This is a genomic window from Vibrio sp. RW (assembly GCF_027587105.1).
Taxonomy (GTDB): Bacteria; Pseudomonadota; Gammaproteobacteria; order Enterobacterales; family Vibrionaceae; genus Vibrio; species Vibrio toranzoniae.
In genome coordinates, this window is sequence record NZ_JAPPTM010000002.1 from 257,918 (window position 1) to 280,226 (window position 22,309).

At 43.8% G+C, this 22,309-nt stretch carries 20 protein-coding genes; 10 read left to right on the forward strand and 10 right to left on the reverse strand.

Annotation, left to right across the window (positions count from 1 at the left end; translation table 11 throughout):
- Positions 1-64: 64 nt before the first annotated feature.
- The 4 genes from asnB to nagA form a co-directional block, all read right to left on the reverse strand.
- Complete coding sequence (gene asnB, locus OCT63_RS02720) at positions 65-1,735, reverse strand: asparagine synthase B (RefSeq protein WP_060468265.1); 1,671 nt, start codon at positions 1,733-1,735, stop codon at positions 65-67.
- 231 nt (positions 1,736-1,966) lie between these two features.
- Complete coding sequence (locus tag OCT63_RS02725; protein ID WP_269983144.1) at positions 1,967-3,553, reverse strand: cation:proton antiporter family protein; 1,587 nt, start codon at positions 3,551-3,553, stop codon at positions 1,967-1,969.
- 84 nt (positions 3,554-3,637) lie between these two features.
- Positions 3,638-4,852, reverse strand: a complete 1,215-nt coding sequence (gene nagC, locus OCT63_RS02730) for a DNA-binding transcriptional regulator NagC (RefSeq protein WP_060468264.1) — start codon at positions 4,850-4,852, stop codon at positions 3,638-3,640.
- A gap of 2 nt (positions 4,853-4,854) precedes the next feature.
- On the reverse strand, positions 4,855-5,991 hold the full coding sequence (gene nagA / locus OCT63_RS02735) for an N-acetylglucosamine-6-phosphate deacetylase (RefSeq protein WP_060468263.1): 1,137 nt from the start codon (positions 5,989-5,991) through the stop codon (positions 4,855-4,857).
- A 474-nt stretch (positions 5,992-6,465) separates the two neighbouring features.
- On the opposite strand from nagA, the gene nagE reads away from it, so the two are divergent.
- Positions 6,466-8,025: an N-acetylglucosamine-specific PTS transporter subunit IIBC gene (nagE, locus tag OCT63_RS02740; protein WP_269983145.1), complete on the forward strand. Its 1,560-nt coding sequence runs from the start codon at positions 6,466-6,468 to the stop codon at positions 8,023-8,025.
- Between the two features lie 301 nt (positions 8,026-8,326).
- Positions 8,327-9,994: a glutamine--tRNA ligase gene (glnS, locus tag OCT63_RS02745; RefSeq protein WP_060468261.1), complete on the forward strand. Its 1,668-nt coding sequence runs from the start codon at positions 8,327-8,329 to the stop codon at positions 9,992-9,994.
- A 168-nt stretch (positions 9,995-10,162) separates the two neighbouring features.
- Here the strand turns inward: glnS and fcrX are convergent, their stop codons facing one another.
- Positions 10,163-10,612 carry a ferric iron uptake transcriptional regulator FcrX gene (gene fcrX / locus OCT63_RS02750; protein ID WP_004734226.1) on the reverse strand — a complete coding sequence of 150 codons (450 nt, stop codon included), beginning with the start codon at positions 10,610-10,612 and terminating at the stop codon, positions 10,163-10,165.
- A 207-nt stretch (positions 10,613-10,819) separates the two neighbouring features.
- Here fcrX and OCT63_RS02755 point away from each other — a divergent pair, with 207 nt between their 5' ends.
- On the forward strand, positions 10,820-11,326 hold the full coding sequence (locus OCT63_RS02755) for a DUF4442 domain-containing protein (protein ID WP_269983146.1): 507 nt from the start codon (positions 10,820-10,822) through the stop codon (positions 11,324-11,326).
- 96 nt (positions 11,327-11,422) lie between these two features.
- On the opposite strand, the gene fldA is transcribed toward OCT63_RS02755, so the two are convergent.
- The 3 genes from fldA to OCT63_RS02770 all read right to left on the reverse strand — a co-directional run bounded on the left by fldA (position 11,423) and on the right by OCT63_RS02770 (position 13,103).
- Positions 11,423-11,956, reverse strand: coding sequence for a flavodoxin FldA (fldA, locus tag OCT63_RS02760; RefSeq protein WP_017056397.1), 534 nt, complete (start codon positions 11,954-11,956; stop codon positions 11,423-11,425).
- Between the two features lie 58 nt (positions 11,957-12,014).
- Positions 12,015-12,233, reverse strand: coding sequence for a DUF2788 domain-containing protein (locus tag OCT63_RS02765; protein WP_017056398.1), 219 nt, complete (start codon positions 12,231-12,233; stop codon positions 12,015-12,017).
- Positions 12,234-12,341: 108 nt separating this feature from the next.
- Positions 12,342-13,103 carry an alpha/beta fold hydrolase gene (locus tag OCT63_RS02770; RefSeq protein ID WP_269983160.1) on the reverse strand — a complete coding sequence of 254 codons (762 nt, stop codon included), beginning with the start codon at positions 13,101-13,103 and terminating at the stop codon, positions 12,342-12,344.
- A 93-nt stretch (positions 13,104-13,196) separates the two neighbouring features.
- On the opposite strand from OCT63_RS02770, the gene seqA reads away from it, so the two are divergent.
- Positions 13,197-13,736 (forward strand): replication initiation negative regulator SeqA, encoded by a 540-nt coding sequence (gene seqA / locus OCT63_RS02775; protein WP_136981139.1) that lies wholly within the window; start codon positions 13,197-13,199, stop codon positions 13,734-13,736.
- 92 nt (positions 13,737-13,828) lie between these two features.
- Positions 13,829-15,475, forward strand: a complete 1,647-nt coding sequence (gene pgm / locus OCT63_RS02780; RefSeq protein WP_269983147.1) for a phosphoglucomutase (alpha-D-glucose-1,6-bisphosphate-dependent) — start codon at positions 13,829-13,831, stop codon at positions 15,473-15,475.
- A gap of 121 nt (positions 15,476-15,596) precedes the next feature.
- Here the strand turns inward: pgm and OCT63_RS02785 are convergent, their stop codons facing one another.
- On the reverse strand, positions 15,597-16,355 hold the full coding sequence (locus OCT63_RS02785) for a DUF1853 family protein (protein WP_269983161.1): 759 nt from the start codon (positions 16,353-16,355) through the stop codon (positions 15,597-15,599).
- A 123-nt stretch (positions 16,356-16,478) separates the two neighbouring features.
- On the opposite strand from OCT63_RS02785, the gene OCT63_RS02790 reads away from it, so the two are divergent.
- Positions 16,479-17,237, forward strand: a complete 759-nt coding sequence (locus tag OCT63_RS02790) for a Nif3-like dinuclear metal center hexameric protein (protein WP_161752312.1) — start codon at positions 16,479-16,481, stop codon at positions 17,235-17,237.
- Positions 17,238-17,373: 136 nt separating this feature from the next.
- On the opposite strand, the gene OCT63_RS02795 is transcribed toward OCT63_RS02790, so the two are convergent.
- Positions 17,374-18,663: a citrate synthase gene (locus OCT63_RS02795; RefSeq protein WP_017056404.1), complete on the reverse strand. Its 1,290-nt coding sequence runs from the start codon at positions 18,661-18,663 to the stop codon at positions 17,374-17,376.
- A 417-nt stretch (positions 18,664-19,080) separates the two neighbouring features.
- Between OCT63_RS02795 and sdhC the strand changes: the two genes are divergently transcribed.
- Genes sdhC through OCT63_RS02815 form a run of 4 tightly spaced genes read left to right on the forward strand, consistent with a single transcriptional unit; the run spans position 19,081 to position 22,307 of the window.
- Positions 19,081-19,473, forward strand: a complete 393-nt coding sequence (gene sdhC, locus OCT63_RS02800; RefSeq protein ID WP_019820486.1) for a succinate dehydrogenase cytochrome b556 subunit — start codon at positions 19,081-19,083, stop codon at positions 19,471-19,473.
- A complete protein-coding gene (gene sdhD, locus OCT63_RS02805; protein ID WP_017056406.1) occupies positions 19,467-19,814 on the forward strand; it encodes a succinate dehydrogenase, hydrophobic membrane anchor protein in 348 nt (115 codons plus the stop codon). The genes sdhC and sdhD overlap by 7 nt, the downstream gene beginning before the upstream one ends.
- On the forward strand, positions 19,815-21,581 hold the full coding sequence (sdhA, locus tag OCT63_RS02810; RefSeq protein ID WP_060468257.1) for a succinate dehydrogenase flavoprotein subunit: 1,767 nt from the start codon (positions 19,815-19,817) through the stop codon (positions 21,579-21,581).
- Positions 21,582-21,593: 12 nt separating this feature from the next.
- Complete coding sequence (locus tag OCT63_RS02815; protein ID WP_017056408.1) at positions 21,594-22,307, forward strand: succinate dehydrogenase iron-sulfur subunit; 714 nt, start codon at positions 21,594-21,596, stop codon at positions 22,305-22,307.
- Positions 22,308-22,309 lie beyond the last annotated feature (2 nt).

Consider the following 22,309-nt stretch of genomic DNA (forward strand, 5'->3'; position numbering starts at 1 on the left):
AGCAGGCTTAAAAAAAAGGCGCATAATGCGCCTTTTTTAGTATTTAGGGGGTGTTCAAAACACGTTAAGCGTTGTAAGCATCGTTGTGAACGGTTTGAACTGCACGGCCTGATGGGTCGACACAGTTTTTGAATGACTCATCCCACTCAATCGCTTTCGCTGATGAACAAGCAACTGAAGGGCCGCCGGGTACACATTCTGCTGCTGAATCTAGAGGGAATAACTCTTCAAAGATTTCGCGGTAAGCGTAACCTTCTTTAGTGGTTGGCGTGTTGTAAGGGAAGCGGAACTTAGCAGCTTCCATTTGTTGATCCGTGACTTTCGCTTCTGCTGTTGCTTTCAACGTATCAATCCAATCGTAGCCAACACCATCAGAGAACTGTTCTTTTTGACGCCAAGCGATTGAGTCTGGAAGGTAATCCTCGAAACACTCACGTAGGATGTGTTTTTCCATCTTACCGTTACCACACATCTTATCTTCAGGGTTCAGACGCATTGCTACATCGATGAAATCTTTATCCAAGAATGGTACGCGGCCTTCAACTCCCCATGCTGCCAATGATTTGTTTGCACGAGCACAATCGAACATGCTTAGAGCAAGCAGTTTACGAACGGTTTCTTCATGGAACTCTTTCGCGTTTGGCGCTTTATGGAAGTACAGATAACCACCAAAGATCTCATCAGCACCTTCACCAGACAGTACCATTTTGATGCCCATTGCTTTGATCTTGCGAGCAAGCAAGTACATTGGCGTTGATGCACGAATTGTCGTTACATCATAAGTTTCGATGTGATAGATAACATCACGGATGGCATCTAAGCCTTCCTGAATGGTGTAAGTCATCTCATGGTGTACAGTCCCGATCTTGTCCGCAACTTCACGAGCAGCGATAAGATCTGGTGCGCCTTCTAGGCCAACGGCGAATGAGTGCAGTTGTGGCCACCAAGCTTCAGATTGTTCATCATCCTCGATACGCATTGCAGCAAAACGTTTAGCGACTGCTGAAGTGATTGATGAATCAAGACCACCAGATAGAAGTACACCGTAGGGAACGTCAGTCATTAGTTGACGCTTAACGGCAGCTTCTAATGCCTCAGTCAGTTCTTCTTTGCTTGTGCTGTTACCTTGAACGGCAGCATATTCGTTCCAATCGCGAATGTAGTAGCGTTGAGGTTCTGCATCTTTTGAAGAGTAGAAGCTACCAGGGGGGAACTCACTGATCGTCTTACATACAGGTACTAGCGCTTTCATTTCAGAAGCGACGTAGTAGTTACCGTGCTCATCATAGCCTTGATAAAGCGGGATGATTCCGATGTGGTCACGACCCACTAGGTACTCGTCTTTGTCTTCGTCATACAATACGAACGCAAAAATACCGTTAAGTTCTTCTAATAGCTCTGCGCCCATTTCTTGGTATAGGGCAAGAATTACTTCACAGTCAGAATCCGTCTGAAATTGGTACTTGTCTTCATAGCGTGCGCGAAGTTCTTTGTGGTTATAGATTTCGCCGTTTACTGCAAGAATGTGCTTTTTGTCTTGGCTGTATAGCGGCTGGGCACCACTGTTAAGGCCAACGATAGCTAAACGCTCGTGAGCGAGGATGGCTTTCTCACCAGCATAGATGCCAGACCAATCAGGGCCGCGGTGACGAAGCTTTTTAGACATTTCTAAAGCAATAGGGCGAAGTGCTGCGGCATCACTTTTAATGTCGAGAATGCCAAATACTGAACACATAGAACTTCCTTTTAAATAATTTCTAAATCAACTGTATTCAATTTGCCATTTTGGCTAAAAAAAGCAACCAGATGTGAGTAAAAAAATAATATAAAGGCTCGTACATTAGAAATAATCTAATAATAGTGTTGTTTTTGTGTTCTCCATCTAATTGCTGTTGGTTTTTTATACGAAAGCCTCTCAAAAGTGCACAAGTTCGCAATTTTGAGAGGTTTGGAGAGAGGTTTTAGACTAGGTTTTATTGATATTTGGGTTTAATTGTTCACATACATGCCGAGCAAAACCACTACCAGCTTCACTGTAAATGTTGAATGCTGCATCGACGCCATTTTCTTTTAATGTTTCTAGCTGATCCGGATATTCGGCAATCGCTGCAATTTGACCTTTAAAATTACGCGACTTCAATTGTTCTATAGCGGTTTGATTACCTTGGTGATGAGGCATCGCTAATATCACCAGTTTTACATTGGCTGTATCTAAAATTCGTTCCCAAAAGTCTGGGTCAGTTGCGTCGCCAGAAATTACGTTTCTTCCGTGGCTTCTGTGGTTGTGCGCAGCATCTTCACGCACCTCCACACCTAAGCTGACTTTGCCGTAGCGTGAACGTAGCTCGTCGTAGGCACCGGTACCAATTCGTCCCATGCCAAGGATAAGCACTTGAGCACGACCAGGGTCGATAAGTTGGTCTCGTTGGTGAAGTTTCTCTGCGGCGTGCTCTTTTAGCCACTTTCTGGATTGTTGATAAAGTTTGTGACCAGCTCTATTTAGAGGAGCGGCGATTAAGAACGAAAGTGATACGGCAATAGCCACTGCCACTAAGATGTCACCAGACATCCAACCCATTTTAAAAGCGAGGCCACCAACTATGAGGCCAAACTCACTGTAGTTAAACAGTGATAGAGAAGCGAGGAGTGATGTTCGAACACGGAACTTAAAGCGGTTGAGTACTAAGAAATAAAGTAAACCTTTGACTGGTAGCAACAATAAGAATAGGACAGCGAGCATAAACCCTTGAATGGTTGGTTGCTCGGATAAGCCAATGTTCAAGAAGAAGCAAATAAGGAAAAGTTCTTTAAGGTTAAACAGTGATTTTGATAGCTCTGAGGCTTTAGGGTGGCCTGCTAGTAACATACCTAGGATAAGGGCACCTAGATCTGGTTTCATGCCAACAAGCTCGAACAGGCCGGCGCCTATCACTAACGCAAAGAAAATGCCGAACAGAACTAACATTTCACCGTGCCCAACCCAATCAAGTACTTTGTAGAAAAGGGGGCGTAAGAATGGAAGAGCGAATAATGCGATGGCATACCACTCTGGAATTTTTCCTGTAGATGCTGTCAAAAAGACCACGGCAAAAATATCCTGCATTACCAGAATACCTATCGCTAATGTTCCGTAGGTCGCATTCATTTCTCCTTTCTCTTGCAGGGACTTAACTGCGAATACGGTACTAGAGAAAGAGAGGGCAAAGCCAAGTAAAACGATTTGTTCCATCGACATGGCAGCTAGCGATGAAATACCTAAGAGCTTAAAACCAAATAGGGCGGCCGCAAAAAACAGAGTCGATAAAAGATTGTGGATTGTTGCCCCTGCCCAGATTTCCTTAGAGAGTAAGGTTTTGATGTCGAGCTTTAAGCCAATAGTAAATAGGAGTAGCGTGACACCGAGGTCCGCTAAGGTAATGATGGTGTCATTGGTTTGAAAGCCTAGAGCATAGAGCCCAAAACCTGCGACCAGAAAGCCAACTAACGGGGGAAGGTGACACTTTAAAGCAATAAATCCTGCGATAAACGCAGTGGATATTAATATAAGTTCCATAACTTGTTGTTTTAGTTCCCTAGCTTAAAAAAAACGGGCCGTGTTCATACAAACACGGCCCGCGGAAAATCAGAATGGTTTTCTTTAGTCTTCGAGTAGCTTTTGAAGTAACACGCCGTTGAGCATAGCGCGCTTAATCATGGCAAAAGCTCCCATCGTAGGATGTTTGTCGATCTGCGATGCTACAATAGGTAAGCCGCTATGGAAAGTCGTTAAAGACTGATTCTCTACATTGCGCTTAATTGCAGGGAAAACAACCTCTTGTGCCTTCGTAATGTCACCGGCAATGATCACTTTTTGAGGGTTAAATAAGTTAATCGTCATTGCGATAGCCTTACCTAATTGGTTCCCTACGCGAACTAAGCTCTGCTTGGCTAGTTCGTCACCGTTGATAGCATGGTCACAAACATCTTGAATAGTAATATGTTCAAGTTCTGTTAAAGAAGACTTATAACCTTGCTTAATCAGTTTCTGTACTCGTTCAATAATCGCAGGGTTCGCAGCTACTGTTTCAAGACAACCGAAATTACCACACTGACACTGTTCACCTAGGGGATCAATTTGGATATGGCCAATTTCCCCAACGTTACGATTGTGGCCAAGGAAGACTTGACCATTAACGATAATGCCAGCTCCAGTACCACGGTGAACGCTCACTAAAATCGAATCTTGGCTGTCTTTACTTGCTCCGAAGTAGTGCTCGGCCAGCGCCATCCCTCTAACGTCATTGCCAACAAAGCAAGCCACATGGAATGTGTCGCGAATAATGTCACTTAATGCTAGGTTATCGATATCCGTGTTTGGCATATACTCAACGACACCTGTCGTAGGGTTCACCAAACCTGGAAGAGTGATACCAATTGCAATCAGTTGGTCGATCTTTGGTTGATGTTCTGCAATGAAAGCCTTCAAGTTGTTGAGCAAACCTTGGGTCAGGTCTGACTGATCTGAATAATCAAGGTCTTGCTGCTGAAAAGCCAATTCACGACCACCTAGATCATGAAGGCTCACTTGAATGTAGTCTCGCCCCAATCGTACAGCAATGGAATGGAAAGGTTCTACTTCTGTAGTTAGCGAAATAGCGCGCCTACCGCCAGTAGACGCTTGTTGCGCTACCTCTTTAATTAGGCCGCGCTCTAAAAGTTGGCGGGTAATTTTTGTAACACTTGCCGGTGCGAGTTGGCTTACATCTGCCACTTGTATGCGACTGATAGGCCCTTGTTGGTCTATTAGTCTATATACTGCCGCACTGTTTAGTTGTTTAACTAAGTCTACGTTACCTATTTGTCCGCCATTCATACTTAATTATGCTCGTATTGTCCGTTAACAACAGTCGCTTTAACGTTAAAGTCTCGGTCAAATACAGCGAGGTTTGCAACCATGCCTTTTTTGATTCGACCTAGCTTACTTTCTACACCAATAGCTGTAGCTGGGTATAGCGTAGCCATGCGGAGAGCTTCGTCTAAAGCGATACCAGCGTGCTCAACTGTATTCTGAACTGCTTCAATCATAGTCAGAGCTGAGCCGCCCAGTGTGCCATTTTCATCAACACACTTACCATCACGGTAATATACTTTCTTACCGACAAAAATAAAGTATTCCATGTTAGCACCTGCAGGAGCTGTGGCATCCGTCACTAATACCAACTTTTCTCCCTTGATTTTATGCGCAATTCGGATGTTTGCGTAATCAACGTGGAAGCCGTCAGCAATAATACCGGCATAAACCTCAGGGGTATCGTAAATCGCACCAACAACGCCTGGCTCACGGCCAACCATAGGTGTCATTGCATTGAATAGGTGAGTCGCGAAAGTAATACCAGACTCGAAACCTTGACGCGCTTCTGCGTAAGTTGCGTTGGTGTGACCGATAGAAACTACTACGCCAGCTTTGTGTAGACGTTCGATATGTTCAGGGTCGTTAAGCTCGGGAGCTAGTGTTACTTTTGCAACAAGGTCGCTGTTCTCACAGATAAGCTCAATCATATCGCTATCGGATTTACGAATGTGATCGACGCTGTGAATGCCTTTCTTAGCAACGTTTAGGTAAGGACCTTCAAGGTGTAGACCTAAAGATTGATTCTGATACTGGTTGTGGTATTCGCGAGCTGCCTTAATAACCGCACGCATATCTTCGTCTGAAGAGGTGATAAGCGTTGGTAGGAAGCTAGTACAGCCAGATTTAAGGTTTGCCTCGTGCATGATCTGCATGGTGTTTGCAGTGATCTCATCGTTAAGCATGACACCGCCACACCCATTTAATTGTAGGTCAATGAAACCTGGGCTTAGATTTGCTCCATCTAGGTCGCGAACCTCGATGTATTCTGGCAGTTCAGAGATAGGGCATACTTTTTTGATCAGTTGGTTTTCGATTACAACAGCATGATCGGTTAGAACATCACTACCTGTGTAAATTTTACAGTTACTTAGCGCGTACATAGTCAGCTAATCCTTATTTCGTGAGATCTTTAAAATTTCTTCGTTACGTAAATGTGGACTTAGTTTGCGGGCATCATTTACGTAACGATTTATCTTCTATGGTCAAACAGATTTAAAATTGTAGTCAACTCAAAGCTTTGAAACTTAAGGTTTAATTAAATATTAGCCATACATTAATATTGAACGTTAACTGCTATTCACATGGCTAGATAAACGAAGAGACCCCTCTTTTCCAACTATGAATTAGATTTAGATTTTATCTATAAATGCCCATTTTTTGAATGATAAAATAAGTTTTATGATCTCGCTAGCAAAAACCTCTGGATTTGGTAAAAACTGGTGATTAGGATCACAAATGGTAAGGTTTTAATTTGCGGGGCAAAATTAATTGAATACACTGAAAAGGACTAAATTGAGCGACTAAAATAAGTTTCTCAAAACGAATTCTAAAAATCCTATAGGGGGAAACAACTGGTGAATATTTTAGGATACGCACAGAAGCTAGGTAAGGCATTAATGCTACCTATCGCAACACTTCCGATTGCGGCATTGCTATTACGTCTGGGGCAACCCGATTTACTAGATATCGCATTCATGGCATCTGCTGGTAACGCAATCTTCAGCCAACTACCATTGTTGTTTGGTTTGGGGATAGCTATCGGTCTGTCTAAAGATGGTAACGGCGCAGCAGGTCTTGCTGGCGCAGTTGCTTACTTTGTATTGACGGCAACAGCAACAAACATCGATGCAAGTGTGAATATGTCATTCTTCGGCGGTATCTTCGCAGGTATCATCGCAGGTCACTCTTACAACGCTTTTCATGCAACACGCCTTCCTGAGTGGCTAGCATTCTTCTCTGGCAAACGTTTAGTTCCTATCATGGCTGGTCTATTTGCTTTGGTTGCTGGTGCTATCTTTGGTGTTGTATGGCCTGCCGTTCAGTCTGGTCTAGACGCACTGGCTCACGCGGTATCAACGTCTGGCGCTATCGGCCAATTCGTTTATGGTACGCTTAACCGTGCACTTATCCCTGTAGGTCTACACCACGTATTGAACTCATACTTCTGGTTCGGTATGGGTACATGTCAAGAAATCGTTGTTGCTGGTCAAGGCGCATTCGCTAACATCACTCAACTCTGTGTTGACCCTGCACTTGCTAAAACTCTAGTTGTTGGCCAAGAGCACACATTCACATTCGCTAACTCTGTAACGCCAGAAATCACTACTGTAGTTAAAGAAGTGACTGAAACTGTTAAATCTGGCGACCTAAACCGTTTCTTCGGTGGCGATAAAGGCGCAGGCGTATTCATGAACGGTTTCTTCCCAGTAATGATGTTCGGTCTGCCAGGTGCTGCGCTTGCAATGTACCTAGCTGCTCCTGCTGAAAAACGTAGCCAAGTGGGTGGCGCACTGTTCTCAGTTGCATTCTGTTCATTCCTAACTGGTATTACAGAGCCGCTAGAATTCATGTTCGTATTCTTAGCTCCAGCTCTATACGCAATGCACGCAGTATTTACTGGTCTGTCTCTAGTCGTTGCTAACATGTTTGGTACTCTGCACGGTTTCGGTTTCTCTGCTGGTCTAATCGACTTCGTATTGAACTGGGGTCTAGCAACTAAACCATTCGTACTACTACTAATCGGTCTAGGCTTCGGTGCTCTATACTTCTTCACTTTCTCTTTCGCAATCCGCGCTTTCAACTTGAAATCGCCAGGTCGTGAAGATGATGACGAAGCGGTAACTGCTCCGGCGGGTGACGCACCAAAAGGCGATCTTGCTCGTCAATACCTGAAAGCTCTAGGCGGTCACGGCAATTTAACGTCAATCGACGCTTGTATTACACGTCTACGTCTAACTCTTAAAGACCGCTCTGTTGCAGATGAAGTTGTTCTTAAGAAACTAGGTGCTAAAGGTGTGGTTAAACTAGGTGAAAACAACCTACAGGTTATCCTTGGCCCGCTAGCTGAAATTGTCGCTGGCGAAATGAAAGCTATCAGCGAAGGTGAAGACCTGTCTGGTGTAAAACTTCCATAGTTTGGGAAGTGCTTAATTAAGATGTCACGCTAATCTTAAGTAAGTTCAAATTGAAGGCCTCCCTGATGGGAGGCTTTTTTGTGCCTGTGATTTAAGTTCGGTGAACAAGGTTCGTTCTATTCTTTACCGAATAGCAGAAATAATCGCAATTAACAGACGGTTCTTATTGTGCAAAGGCTAAGAATTGTGGATGATTAGCAACAATGATCTTTCTATCTTTGACTGGCGCTATAAGCGGCCGTTTTCTTGGAGACGAAAGATAACTTTCTCTGACAATACTAAATACATAGAGGTGCTATAGATGAGTGAAGCTGAGGCTCGTCCATCGAATTTCATTCGCCAAATTATCGATAAAGATTTAGCGGATGGTACACACAGTAGCGTGCATACTCGTTTCCCGCCGGAGCCAAACGGTTACCTGCATATTGGTCACGCTAAATCTATTTGCTTGAATTTTGGTATTGCTCAGGACTACCAGGGACAATGTAATCTTCGTTTCGATGATACAAACCCTGAAAAAGAAGACGTTGAATACGTTGAGTCAATTAAGAATGATGTAAGCTGGTTAGGCTTTGGATGGTCTGGTGATATTTGTTACTCATCAAACTATTTCGATACGCTTTACGCTTATGCTGTGGAATTAATTAATAAAGGCTTAGCGTACGTTGACGAGCTAAGTCCTGAGCAGATCCGTGAATACCGTGGCACGCTAAAAGAGCCAGGTAAAGCGAGCCCGTACCGCGATCGCAGCCCTGAAGAGAACCTAGCGTTGTTTGAAAAAATGCGTGACGGTGGTTTCGAAGAAGGCAAAGCGTGTCTACGTGCTAAGATCGACATGAGCTCTTCATTCATGGTGATGCGCGATCCTGTTATCTACCGTGTTCGTTTTGCTCACCACCATCAGACAGGTGACAAGTGGTGCATTTACCCAATGTACGATTTCACTCACTGTATTTCTGATGCGTTGGAAGGTATTACTCACTCTATCTGCACTCTTGAATTCCAAGACAACCGTCGTTTGTACGACTGGGTGTTAGATAACATTACGATTGACAGCCAACCTCGTCAGTATGAGTTTAGCCGCTTGAATCTTGAATACACAGTGATGTCTAAGCGTAAGCTGAACCAACTTGTGGTAGAGAATCTAGTTCAAGGTTGGGATGATCCTCGTATGCCAACTATCTCTGGTTTACGTCGTCGCGGGTTTACTCCAAGCTCGATTCGTGAATTCTGTAAGCGTATTGGTGTAACGAAGCAAGAGAATATGATTGAGTTCGGTTCACTTGAATCTTGTATTCGTGATGATTTGAACGAAAATGCACCTCGTGCGATGGCTGTTCTGGATCCTGTGAAGGTAGTTATCGAGAACTACGAAGCAGATACAGTAGAAACGCTAACCGTTGCAAACCACCCAAATAAGCCAGAAATGGGTACTCGTGAAGTACCATTTACACGTGAAGTTTGGATTGAGCGTGATGATTTCCGTGAAGAAGCAAACAAGAAGTACAAGCGTTTGGTTCTAGGTAAAGAAGTTCGTCTACGTGGCGCTTACGTGATCAAAGCAGAACGTATCGAAAAAGATGCAGAAGGCAACATTACGACTATCTTCTGTTCTTACGATAACGAAACTCTGGGTAAGAACCCTGCAGATGGCCGTAAAGTGAAAGGCGTTATCCATTGGGTATCAGCTGATAAAGCACTGCCTGCTGAGATTCGTTTATACGATCGTCTATTCACAGTGGCAAACCCCGCCGCTGCTGACGACTTCGCAGCAACGCTGAACCCTGAATCTCTGGTTACGCTAAACGGTTTTGTTGAGCCTAGCTTAGCTGAAGGCGTGGCAGAGCAAGCGTACCAGTTTGAACGTACCGGTTACTTCTGCGTAGATTCGAAAGACTCTAAAGCAGACGCGCTAGTATTCAACCGTACAGTTGGCTTGCGTGACACTTGGGGTAAAGCTGAAGCTTAATGACTCTGTTTCTCAAAGCTTAGTTTCTCAAGGTGCGATTAATAAAAAACCGGCTTAGAGCCGGTTTTTTGTATCTGGATAAAATAACAAATTGTGAGTCAAGCTGATGTGAATCTTAATACCGCATGAGCCTAAATAAAAAACGCCAGCCTAAGCCAGCGTTCTTTGTTACTTCTTCGCTTTATGTGCGTCTGGGTTGCCTTTGCAATCCCCTGTGATGCTTTTACCATACAGATACAAACTGTGGTTAGTTAGCTGTACGTTGTAGCGTTGAGCGATTTCTTTTTGTCTTTCTTCGATAAGATCATCAGAAAATTCGATAACTTCACCGCAGTCTAGACACACTAGGTGGTCATGGTGATGCTGTGTTGAAAGTTCAAATACAGACTTACCGCCTTCGAAGTGGTGGCGAGTTACAATGCCAGCGTCATCGAATTGGTTAAGCACTCGATAAACGGTTGCAAGCCCGATCTCTTCACCTAGGTCGATCAGCTTTTTATATAAATCTTCAGCACTAATATGTTGGCAGTCTGGTTGTTGTAATACTTCTAAAATTTTGAGCCTTGGGAGGGTCACTTTAAGACCAGCATCTTTTAGCGCTTGATTATTGTCTGACATATACTTTCCTGTTGATGATCTGCAGCAATTAACAGTATTCAATATTAATACCATTATAGTTTAGTCAGGCATAACAATAAACCACGAACTTATAAGGGTTTCTATCCAGCATCACAATCTGTTTTGTAAATTGGAAGTATCTCACTTATAGTGGAGGTAAGACCAGTAACGGTCGCGGTATTTCTAATGTGAACACGGAATGTTGTCATGAACAAGCAACTTGCAAGAATATATAAACCAAGCATTGTAAGGTTCGCACTCAATGTTTGGCCTCCGTTTTGGGGCGCTGGTATTAAGATAGCCCATATTAGCTCTGATTTCAGGGTAGTAAAGACGGTGCTCAAGCTGCGTTGGTGGAATAAAAATGCCAATCGTACTCAATATGGAGGCAGTATCTTTTCTTTAACCGATCCCGTTTACTCTTTGATGTTAATGGGAATTTTGGGTGATCGATATTATGTTTGGGACAAGGAAGCGAGCATTAACTTTATCAAACCTGGTCAATCTGACTTGTATGCAGATTTCGAAATAAGCCAAGGGCAACTTGATGATATATATCGTCAAACTCAGTTAGGGGAGAAGTGTTTTCCTGAGTTTATTATCTACGTTAAAGATAAGCAGGGGAATGTGGTATCAGAAATTCAGCGTACGCTTTATGTAAGAAAGAAGCCGCAATTTAGAGATGATGACGAAGCATTAGAAGCTGAGTGTTAATTGGTCACCATTGAATAGCAAAAAACCTCCCAAAAGGAGGTTTTTTCATATCGATATAGTTGTCATTAATTGTAACAATTAACAACCGTTAGAGGATTAGTCTTCTAACTCTGCAAGGCACATCTCTTCGTGGATTTGTTTAACCCAGTTAGATACTCGCTCATCGGTTAGCTCTGGTTGACGGTCTTCATCAATACATAGACCAACGAATTGGCTGTCGTCACCTTCAACTAAACCTTTTGATGCTTCGAATTCGTAGCCTTCAGTCGATGTGTGACCTAAGATCGTACCACCTTTCGCTTCAACGATGTCACGGACAGTACCCATAGCATCACAGAAGTACTCTGCGTAATCTTCTTGGTCGCCACAACCGAAGATAGCAACAAGTTTGGTTGAGAAGTCAATTGCTTCTAGTTCTGGGAAAAAATCATCCCAATCACATTGAGCTTCGCCGTAATACCACGTAGGAATACCAAGCAGCAGTAGATCGAAGTTATCGATATCCTCTTTGCTGCTTTTTGCAATGTCTTGAACGTGAACGAGCTGTTTGCTCAATTGCTTTTGAATCATCTTAGCAACAGCTTCAGTGTTACCTGTATCGCTACCAAAGAAGAGACCTACACTTGCCATAGAATCATTACCTTTCATTTTGTCTGTTGTCGGTGTAATAAAGTTCGGAAGGGAGTCATTAGATCCCTGTTCCTTCCCAGCTTAGTTGGATTATCCCTTTGGCGATAAAACCTGCACAACCAAGGAAAAGTACTAACCATACGATGCGACGACCAAATACAGGGACGTTTCCCTGCTTTAGAACATCTCTAATTGCCATACCGATTAAAAAGAAAATCGCGGCAAATAGGAGATCTAAACCAACAGATTCAATGATGTTCATGTAGTCGTAAAGCATGGGAACCTTATATACCAATTTTGCTTGGGCGCACTATATCACTGTTGTGAGATAAAGTTAATCTACACTGATTACACAGTTCTCATTTATCTGCATGAAAAAGAGTACTTAAGCGATGAACTTTCTGATTGCTCTGAGTACTTCGGCTGGCTTTTCTGCATGCAGCCAGTGCCCCGTGTTTGCGATGACATGAGCTTTCGCATTAGAAAATTGCTGCTGAACAGCGGTTTGATGTTCAGCCGTGAGGTAATCAGAATCCCCACCTTTTATCAGCAAGGTTTTGACCGACGTTTTATCAATAGGTTTCCAACCAATGATCTGCGAGTAATTAGCGAGCAGTGACGCAACATTGAAGCGCCATTCCATAACCCCTTGTTCTGATTTAAACAAAGATTTGGTCAAGAACTGACGAACGCCATCGATCTCGATATGGTTTGCGAGAACCTTTAGCGCCTCTGAGCGAGAGGTCGGTTGTTCTTCGATCACGGCTTGTAGGCCAGCGAAGACGTTGTCATGGCGGTTTTGTGTGTAGGCGACAGGTGCCATGTCTAAGACAACTAATTTACGCAGTGCAAGGTGTTGTGTCAGTGCCATCGCTACTTTGCCTCCCATTGAGTGACCAATGACAGTGACATCTTGTAGCTCAAGATCATTCAACAGTTGAGCTACATCCTGTGCCATCGCTTGATAGTTGTGAGTGTCACTATGGAAAGATTGACCGTGGTTGCGTAGATCGACACTAAGAACCTGATGATCGGCTTTTAGATCCCTAGCGAGTAAGCCAAGGTTGTCCAGATTACCGAATAATCCATGGATCAAAACAATGGTGTGACCCTCACCTTCAATTTTATAGTTGAGCTGTACTGACATTTTTATCTTATTCATGGTGGGTTTGACGTAGAGTATCCGCGCGGATCTCGCTATAATCCCCCAGAGTTTAAACATTGAGATTGTGAAAAGCGAATGAAAACAATTGAGGTTGATGAAGACCTATACCGTTTTATTGCGGGTCAGACAGAACGTATTGGCGAAAGCGCTTCAGATATTCTGCGCCGCTTGTTACAGGTTGATAGCCAAGGTATGGCTCCGGTCGAAGAGATCGTTGAGCCAAAAGGTATCGTTGTTAGCAAAGAAGTCGGCTTTACTCCAGAGAAGGTCGATGGCGTTAAAGAAATGCGCTCACTACTAATATCAGATGAGTTTGCGTCACTAAAGAAAGCCATTGATCGTTTCATGCTTGTGTTATCGACACTGCATAAAATCGACCCTGAAAGCTTTTCAGAAGCAACTCAAGTAAAAGGCCGCAAGCGTGTTTACTTTGCAGATAACGAAGCGACTTTGCTAGAGAATGGCAATACAACTAAGCCTAAGGCCATCCCACAAAGTCCTTTTTGGGTTATTACTAATAACAACACTAGCCGTAAAAGACAGATGGTTGAGCAGCTTATGAGCCGTATGAGTTTTCAAGCAGAATTGATAGAAAAAGTAACAGGTTCAATTTAACGAAACCTGATTTAAACCTCATAATATCCATGGATAAGAAGATATTATGAGGTTTTTTTGTTTTTAAATTTTATATATAAGGATGTCTAAAAATGGCTATGCACCCTCGTGCTGGGCAAAAAGCTCAGCAGGAAGATCTTCATAATATTCCGGCTTTAGTGGCTAACTATTTCTTACAGCAACCGGATGCTAACAACCCAGATCATAAAGTATTGTTTGGTACTTCTGGCCACCGTGGTACCGCAGACAAATCAACATTTAACGAAAATCACATTCTAGCGATTGCACAAGCAGTTGCAGAGGTTCGTGCCGAGCAGGGGACAACAGGCCCACTTTTCTTAGGTAAAGATACTCATGCTCTATCTGAGCCTGCGTTCTCTACGGTTATCGAAGTGCTTGTAGCGAACGGTGTTGAAGTTATTATTCAAGAAAAAAATGGCTTTACTCCAACACCAGGTGTCTCGCACGCGATCCTTACGCACAACCTAGCGAATGATAAAAAAGCCGATGGCATTGTTATCACACCTTCACATAACCCTCCTCAAGACGGCGGTATCAAATACAACCCGACACACGGTGGTCCTGCTGAAGCTGAATTAACGCAAGCGATTGAAGATCGCGCGAACGTTATTATCGCTGAGCAAATGCAGGGTGTTAAGCGTACTCCTATCGCACAGGCTAGACAGTCCGAGTTAGTGAAGGAAGTGGATCTGGTTGCTCCATACGTTGCTGATTTGGTTAACGTGGTTGATATGGAAGCGATCCAGAAAGCAAACATCAAAATTGGTGTTGATCCACTGGGTGGCAGCGGTATTGATTACTGGCGTCAAATTGGTAAAGCGTACAACCTAGATCTTACTTTGGTAAGTGAAGCCGTTGATCCTTCGTTCCAGTTTATGTCTTTAGATAAAGATGGCGTGGTTCGTATGGACTGTTCTTCTCCGTACGCGATGGCAGGTTTACTGGCGCTTAAAGATGACTATCAACTCGCGTTTGGTAACGACCCAGATTACGACCGCCACGGCATTGTTACGCCAAAAGGCCTAATGAACCCAAACCACTTCTTAGCGGTTTGTATCGACTACTTATACCGTAACCGTGAAGGTTGGGGCAAAGATGTTGCTGTTGGTAAGACACTGGTATCAAGCGCTCTGATTGATCGCGTTGTTGCTGATTTAGGTCGTGAGCTTTGTGAAGTGCCAGTTGGATTCAAATGGTTCGTTGATGGCTTATACAACGGTCAGTTTGGTTTCGGTGGTGAGGAGAGTGCGGGTGCCTCTTTCTTACGTAAAGACGGTACGCCTTGGTCAACAGATAAAGATGGCCTGATTCTTTGCTTACTTGCGGCTGAAATCACAGCAGTTACCGGTAAGAACCCACAAGAATACTACGAAGAGCTTGCCGCTAAACACGGTGAGTCTAAGTACAACCGTATTCAAGCGGTAGCCAACGGCGCACAAAAAGACGTGCTTAAGAAGTTATCTCCAGAGATGGTTTCAGCTGAGACGCTTGCTGGCGATGCGATTACTGCACGCTTAACGCATGCTCCAGGTAATGGCGCTGCGATTGGCGGCCTAAAAGTGACGACTGAGAACGGTTGGTTCGCTGCTCGTCCATCAGGCACTGAAGACATCTACAAGATCTACTGTGAAAGCTTTAAAGGTGAAGAGCACCTAAAAGCAATTGAAGCAGAAGCTCAAGAGATTGTTAATCAAGTATTTGCTGCCGCTGGCCTATAATCAAATACAGATTAGTAGAGCCACAAGGTAAATAGTGAAAGGGTTGATGTGAAAGCATCAGCCCTTTTTATTTGTCTGTGAGCAAGTGGATAAGACTAAGTCAACTCAATGGCTGAATGGATTAACCGTGTGGCCAGCTTTGTGGCATCACAAACCAGAATTGACCTGATTTGGTTTGTCCGTGAACGAAGCGATCACCAAACTCAGTAAGAGGTTCACAGGTGAAGTCATCAGTGCCAGCTGCCCATTGCTCTTTGGTGAGAGGGTAGAGTACTTCAGAGATTAAATGGGCTTGGTTTTGATAGCACCAAAAACCGTTTACTTGGCTTGAATTAATGTCATAACCCAAACATTCAGTAGGTACTTTTTGATCTAAGAAGGGATTGGTATAGAGACGACCCTGCATGAGGAGATGTTTTGAGTCGACATCGACCTCTGGATATTGCTCAAGAAAGGCCGTTGAAGACGACATACCCAATTGGTGGCTCAACATCCTATCGAGCTTCTTATCTAATTGGTCATGAGCGTTAGGACCAAACCATGTTTGTTCATGGAGTAGGTAAAACTTAATCGCCACTTCCCAATGTTGCAGTTTTTGGCTGCTCTCTTCTTCGAGAATAAAGTCGATAGCACCTAGTGTTCTACCTTCAACATTAATCTGAATCTCATCGTACTTGATCGAATAATTATCCGAAGCACCGATGACTTGTTCACATAGGTGCTGGTAGAGGAAACCTAACCTAGGGTTACCATTGTATGTATGTGATGAATCGATAGTATGAGGGCCTGAGAAGCCCCTGAGATCAGAAATGGGTGGTTTGATTTCCAGTAACGGTGGCGAGTCGATAACCCATTGGTAAAAACGTTGCAGTGCTGTCATCTCTTCCTCATCAACATAGCTCTTTATAAACATAGATCTTGATAAACATAACCCTGGGGCTTTCGACATTCTACCCGTAAATTGATATAACGACGTTATTATAAAGGTAAGCTGGAAATAAAAATGAATAACTTACAATTAGAAAAGCTACTGAACGAAAAACTTCAGCCACAGCAGATTAAAGATTACTGTCCTAATGGTCTTCAAGTAGAAGGTGCTTCTGAAGTGAAGCGCATTGTAACTGGTGTAACAGCTTCTCAAGCACTGATTGATAAAGCGGTAGAATTGAACGCCGATGCTTTGTTAGTTCATCATGGTTACTTTTGGAAAGGTGAGTCAGAAGTCATCCGCGGTATGAAAGGCAAGCGCATTCGTACTCTGATTAAAAATGACATTAATCTTTTTGGTTATCACTTACCTCTCGACATTCATCCTGAGCTTGGTAACAACGCTAAGCTAGCTGAACTACTCGATATTGAGATAGAAGGAGGCTTAGAAGGGCACCCACAATCGGTTGCTATGTTTGGTAAGTTGAAAGCGCCTATGACAGGTACTGAGTTTGCAGATAAAGTCGACCAAGCTCTGAATCGTAAACCACTGCATATCGCTCCTGAAAACCAAGACAAACTGATTACCACTGTGGGTTGGTGCACTGGTGGCGGTCAAGATTATATTGAACTTGCCGCGTCTCAAGGTATTGATGCTTTTATCTCTGGTGAAATTTCAGAACGTACAACGTACTCAGCTCGTGAGCAAGATATTCATTACTTCGCTGCAGGTCACCACGCAACAGAGCGCTATGGTGTGAAGGCATTAGGTGAGTGGCTAGCAAACGAACATGGTATAGATGTTGAATTTATCGATATTGATAACCCAGTATAGCCACGTTTAGAGGTTGTAACTCTCTGAATATTTGTATCTTCATTGAAGTGATACTAAATACTGGTAGACAAAAAAGGGTTGATGTATAAACATCAACCCTTTTTGATTTCAATCGATTAGAAAAGTCGAAACCTTACTATTCGCGTTCGTGTATCGCTTGGAAATCACGCTGCTCTTGACCAGTATAAAGCTGACGAGGGCGGCCGATACGATTTGTCGGATCGCTGTGCATTTCGTTCCAGTGTGCAATCCAGCCGACAGTACGAGACATCGCAAAGATTACCGTAAACATAGATACTGGAATGCCAATTGCTTTCAGAATGATACCTGAGTAGAAATCTACGTTCGGGTATAGCTTCTTAGAAACAAAGTACTCATCTGAAAGAGCGATACGTTCAAGTTCCATGGCTACGTCAAGTAGTGGATCTTGAATATTTAGCTCTTTAAGTACTTCGTGACATGCTTCGCGCATTACTGTTGCACGTGGATCGTAGTTTTTGTAAACACGGTGACCAAAGCCCATCAAACGGAATGGGTCATCTTTGTCTTTTGCTTTCGCAACGTATTCTTCAATTTGATCTACGCTACCGATCTCTTCAAGCATACGCAGACAAGCTTCGTTTGCACCGCCGTGAGCAGGCCCCCAAAGTGATGCGATACCAGCTGCGATACACGCAAACGGATTAGCACCCGATGAACCGGCCAGACGTACAGTAGACGTTGAAGCATTCTGTTCGTGATCTGCGTGTAGGGTTAAAATCTTATCCATGGCACGAGCAACGATAGGATTCACTTCATACTCTTCACATGGGTTTGCAAACATCATGTGTAAAAAGTTTTCCGCGTAACCTAGGTCGTTACGTGGGTAGATAAACGGTTGGCCGATTGAATATTTATAACACATTGCGGCCAGTGTTGGCATTTTTGAAATCAAGCGGTAAGCCGCAATTTCACGGTGTGTGTCGTTGTGAATATCAAGTGAGTCGTGGTAGAACGCTGCTAGAGCGCCTACAACACCACACATTACAGCCATAGGGTGAGCGTCACGGCGGAAACCGTGGAAGAAACTAGCAATTTGCTCATGCACCATAGTGTGACGTGTTACGGTAGTCTTGAACTTTTCATACTGAGTTCGAGATGGGGCTTCACCGTAAAGAAGTATGTAACACACTTCTAAGTAATCAGCGTTATTGGCAAGTTGGTCAATTGGATAACCACGATGTAAAAGAATACCTTTTCCACCGTCAATAAAAGTGATTTGAGACTCACAGGATGCAGTGGCAAGAAAACCAGGGTCAAAAGTGAAAAAACCGTTAGAACCTAGTGTTCGAACATCGATCACAGGCGTACCGAGTACACCCTCTGTAATCGGTAGCTCGATTGGCGCTTGACCTTCAATGTGAAGGGTCGCTTTCTTATCCGCCATAACAATCTCCTTTGTTTATTATTTAATCCATCCAGGATGTTTATGTGCCGTTTTTTTACTGGTCTTACGTGAGAAAGTCAATTTTTCTGCAGCTTTGTGTGCACTTGTTAGTGTTTTTTAGATTAAATTCGTTAAAAGTCTGGTCTGTGTAGCATTATTTGTTACGTCAATTGTATTAGAATGTTGCCAGCCGTATAGTGGCGCTGAAAAGTTTGGTTAAAACCTTATAAACGCAAGGCTAAGAAGAAATGTGAGGTGGCTTTCTTAGTCTAGCGATTAACAATTATTTTACAATTATCTAAGGCTCAACTTCAGTTATTTGTTAAGTTAATGTTAAATTTTGAAGGTTTGCGATCAAATTTTGTCCATAATAATATCATAAGGTTATTTAATGACCATAATGCTCAATGGAGCTGAGTGAGCAAGCCCGTGAAAGAAAGAAAGACAAGACCTGTTAATTTAGATTTACAGACCATCCACTTTCCGATCACAGCAATAGCTTCCATCCTACACCGTGTGTCTGGGGTGATAACTTTTGTCGCGATTGGAATTTTGCTTTGGTTACTATCCATTTCCCTCTCATCCCCAGTAGGCTTTATGGAAGCTAGCGACATTGTCGATGGTTTCTTCGTGAAGTTTATTCTGTGGGGCATTTTAACCGCTTTGGCTTACCACATTGCTGGTGGTATTCGTCACCTTCTTATGGACTTAGGTCACTTTGAAGAGCTGGAGTCTGGCGCTAAGAGCGCTAAGGTTGCATTCGCAGCAACAGCGGTATTGTCTCTATTAGCGGGGATCTTAGTATGGTAAACAACGTTTCCACTTTTGGTCGTAATGGTGTTCACGATTATCTACTTATTCGTGCAACTGCCATCATTATGACTCTTTACACTATCTACCTAGTGAGCTTCTGTGCTTTCTCTGGTGATATCTCTTACGTATCTTGGACTCAATTCTTTGGTGGAACTTTCACTAAAGTATTCACCATGTTAGCGCTTACTTCTGTTTTGGTTCACGCGTGGATCGGATTATGGCAAGTACTAACTGACTACATCAAATGCGCAAAACTGCGTGTTGGTCTTCAAGTCGGTGTTGTTGCAGTTCTTCTTGGATATTTCTTCTCTGGTCTGTTTATTTTGTGGGGTGCGTAAGTGACTATTCCTGTTCGTGAGTTTGATGCCGTAGTTATCGGCGCTGGTGGTGCAGGTATGCGTGCCGCACTGCAAATTTCTGAGCAAGGCCTATCTTGTGCATTGCTTTCTAAAGTTTTCCCTACTCGTTCTCATACGGTTTCAGCACAAGGCGGCATCACTGTTGCTCTTGGTAACGCGCACGAAGACCATTGGGAACAACACATGTACGACACCGTTAAAGGTTCTGATTACATCGGTGACCAAGACGCTATCGAATACATGTGTAAAAACGGTCCTGAGTCGGTAATCGAACTTGAAAAAATGGGCCTGCCTTTCTCTCGTTTTGAGAATGGTACTATCTACCAACGTCCTTTCGGTGGTCAATCTAAAAACTTTGGTGGTGAGCAAGCGGCTCGTACCGCAGCTGCAGCCGACCGTACTGGTCATGCATTGCTTCATACGCTTTACCAACAAAATATTAAACATAAAACGACGGTTTTCTCTGAGTGGTATGCACTGGATCTTGTTAAGAACGAAGACGGTGCAATCTTAGGTACAACTGCGCTTTGTATGGAAACGGGCGAAGTTTGTTACTTCAAAGCGAAGGCAACAATCCTTGCTACTGGTGGTGCTGGTCGTATCTACGCTTCGACAACTAATGCACACATCAACACTGGTGATGGTGTTGGTATGGCGATTCGTGCTGGCGTTCCAATGCAAGACATCGAAATGTGGCAGTTCCACCCAACGGGTATCGCTGGCGCAGGTGTATTGGTAACGGAAGGTTGTCGTGGTGAAGGTGGTTACCTTCTCAATAAAGACGGCGAACGCTTCATGGAACGTTACGCACCAAACGCTAAAGACTTAGCGGGTCGTGATGTTGTTGCTCGTTCAATGATGGTTGAAATCCGTGAAGGTCGCGGCTGCGATGGTCCTTGGGGTCCACACATCAAGCTGAAACTTGATCACCTAGGTAAAGAGACACTTGAGTCTCGTCTTCCTGGTGTATGTGAACTGTCTCGTACCTTTGCTCACGTTGATCCAGTGAAAGAGCCAATTCCAGTAATCCCAACATGTCACTACATGATGGGTGGTGTTCCAACACAAGTTTCTGGTCAAGCTATTACGCAAACTGAAGACGGTAGCGATGTTGAAATTCAAGGCTTATTTGCTTGTGGCGAAATCGCATCGGTATCAGTACACGGTGCAAACCGTCTGGGTGGTAACTCACTACTTGATTTGGTGGTATTTGGTCGTGCGACAGGTCTACACCTAGGTGAGACACTGAAGAAGCAAGACGAAGCGAAACCAGCAACAGAAGCTGACATTGAGCGTTCACTAGAACGTTACAACCGTTGGGAAAACAGCACTGACGGTGAAGACCCAGCGCAAATCCGCAAAGATCTACAGCAATGTATGCAGAACAACTTCTCTGTATTCCGTGAAGGCAAAGCAATGGCGGAAGGCCTAGAAGAGCTTAAAGCGATTCGCGAGCGTCTGAAGAATGCACACCTATCTGACAAATCGACAGAGTTCAACACGCAACGTATCGAGTGTCTAGAGCTTGAAAATCTGATGGAAACGGCATTCGCAACGGCTGTTGCTGCAAACTTCCGTACAGAGAGTCGTGGTGCACACGCTCGATTCGATTTCCCTGACCGTGATGATGAGCAGTGGCTATGTCACTCTCTTTACAATCCAGAGTCAGAGAGCATGACTAAGCGTGGTGTCAATATGGAACCTATTCATCGTGAAGCGTTCCCACCTAAAGCTCGTACGTACTAAGGAGATATGATCATGAAACTTAATTTCTCTTTATACCGTTACAATCCAGATGTCGACCAGAAGCCTTATATGAAGGAATACACCTTAGAGGTGGATGAAGGTTCAGACATGATGCTTTTGGATGCGCTTATTCTGTTGAAAGAGCAAGATCCAACTATCTCATTCCGTCGCTCATGCCGTGAAGGTGTATGTGGTTCGGATGGTTTGAACATGAATGGTAAAAACGGTCTGGCGTGTATCACTCCATTGTCTGCGCTTTCTGGCCAAGACAAGATTGTGATTCGTCCATTGCCTGGCTTGCCTGTTGTTCGAGACCTGATTGTCGACATGACTCAGTTCTACGATAACTACGAGAAAGTGAAGCCATTCTTAGTGTCTGATGGCAATGTACCACCGGCACGTGAAAACTTACAAAGCCCTGAGGAACGTGCGCACTTAGATGGATTGTACGAATGTATCATGTGTGCATGTTGTACAACATCTTGCCCATCGTTCTGGTGGAACCCTGATAAATTCATCGGGCCAGCAGGCCTGCTAGCGGCGTACCGCTGGCTAATTGATAGCCGAGATACTGCGACAGACGAACGCTTGTCCGATCTTGATGATGCATTTAGCGTTTTTCGTTGCCATGGCATCATGAATTGTGTAAGTGTTTGTCCTAAGGGATTAAATCCGACGAAAGCGATTGGTCATATCAAGACCATGTTAGTGAATCGCTCGGTTTAAAT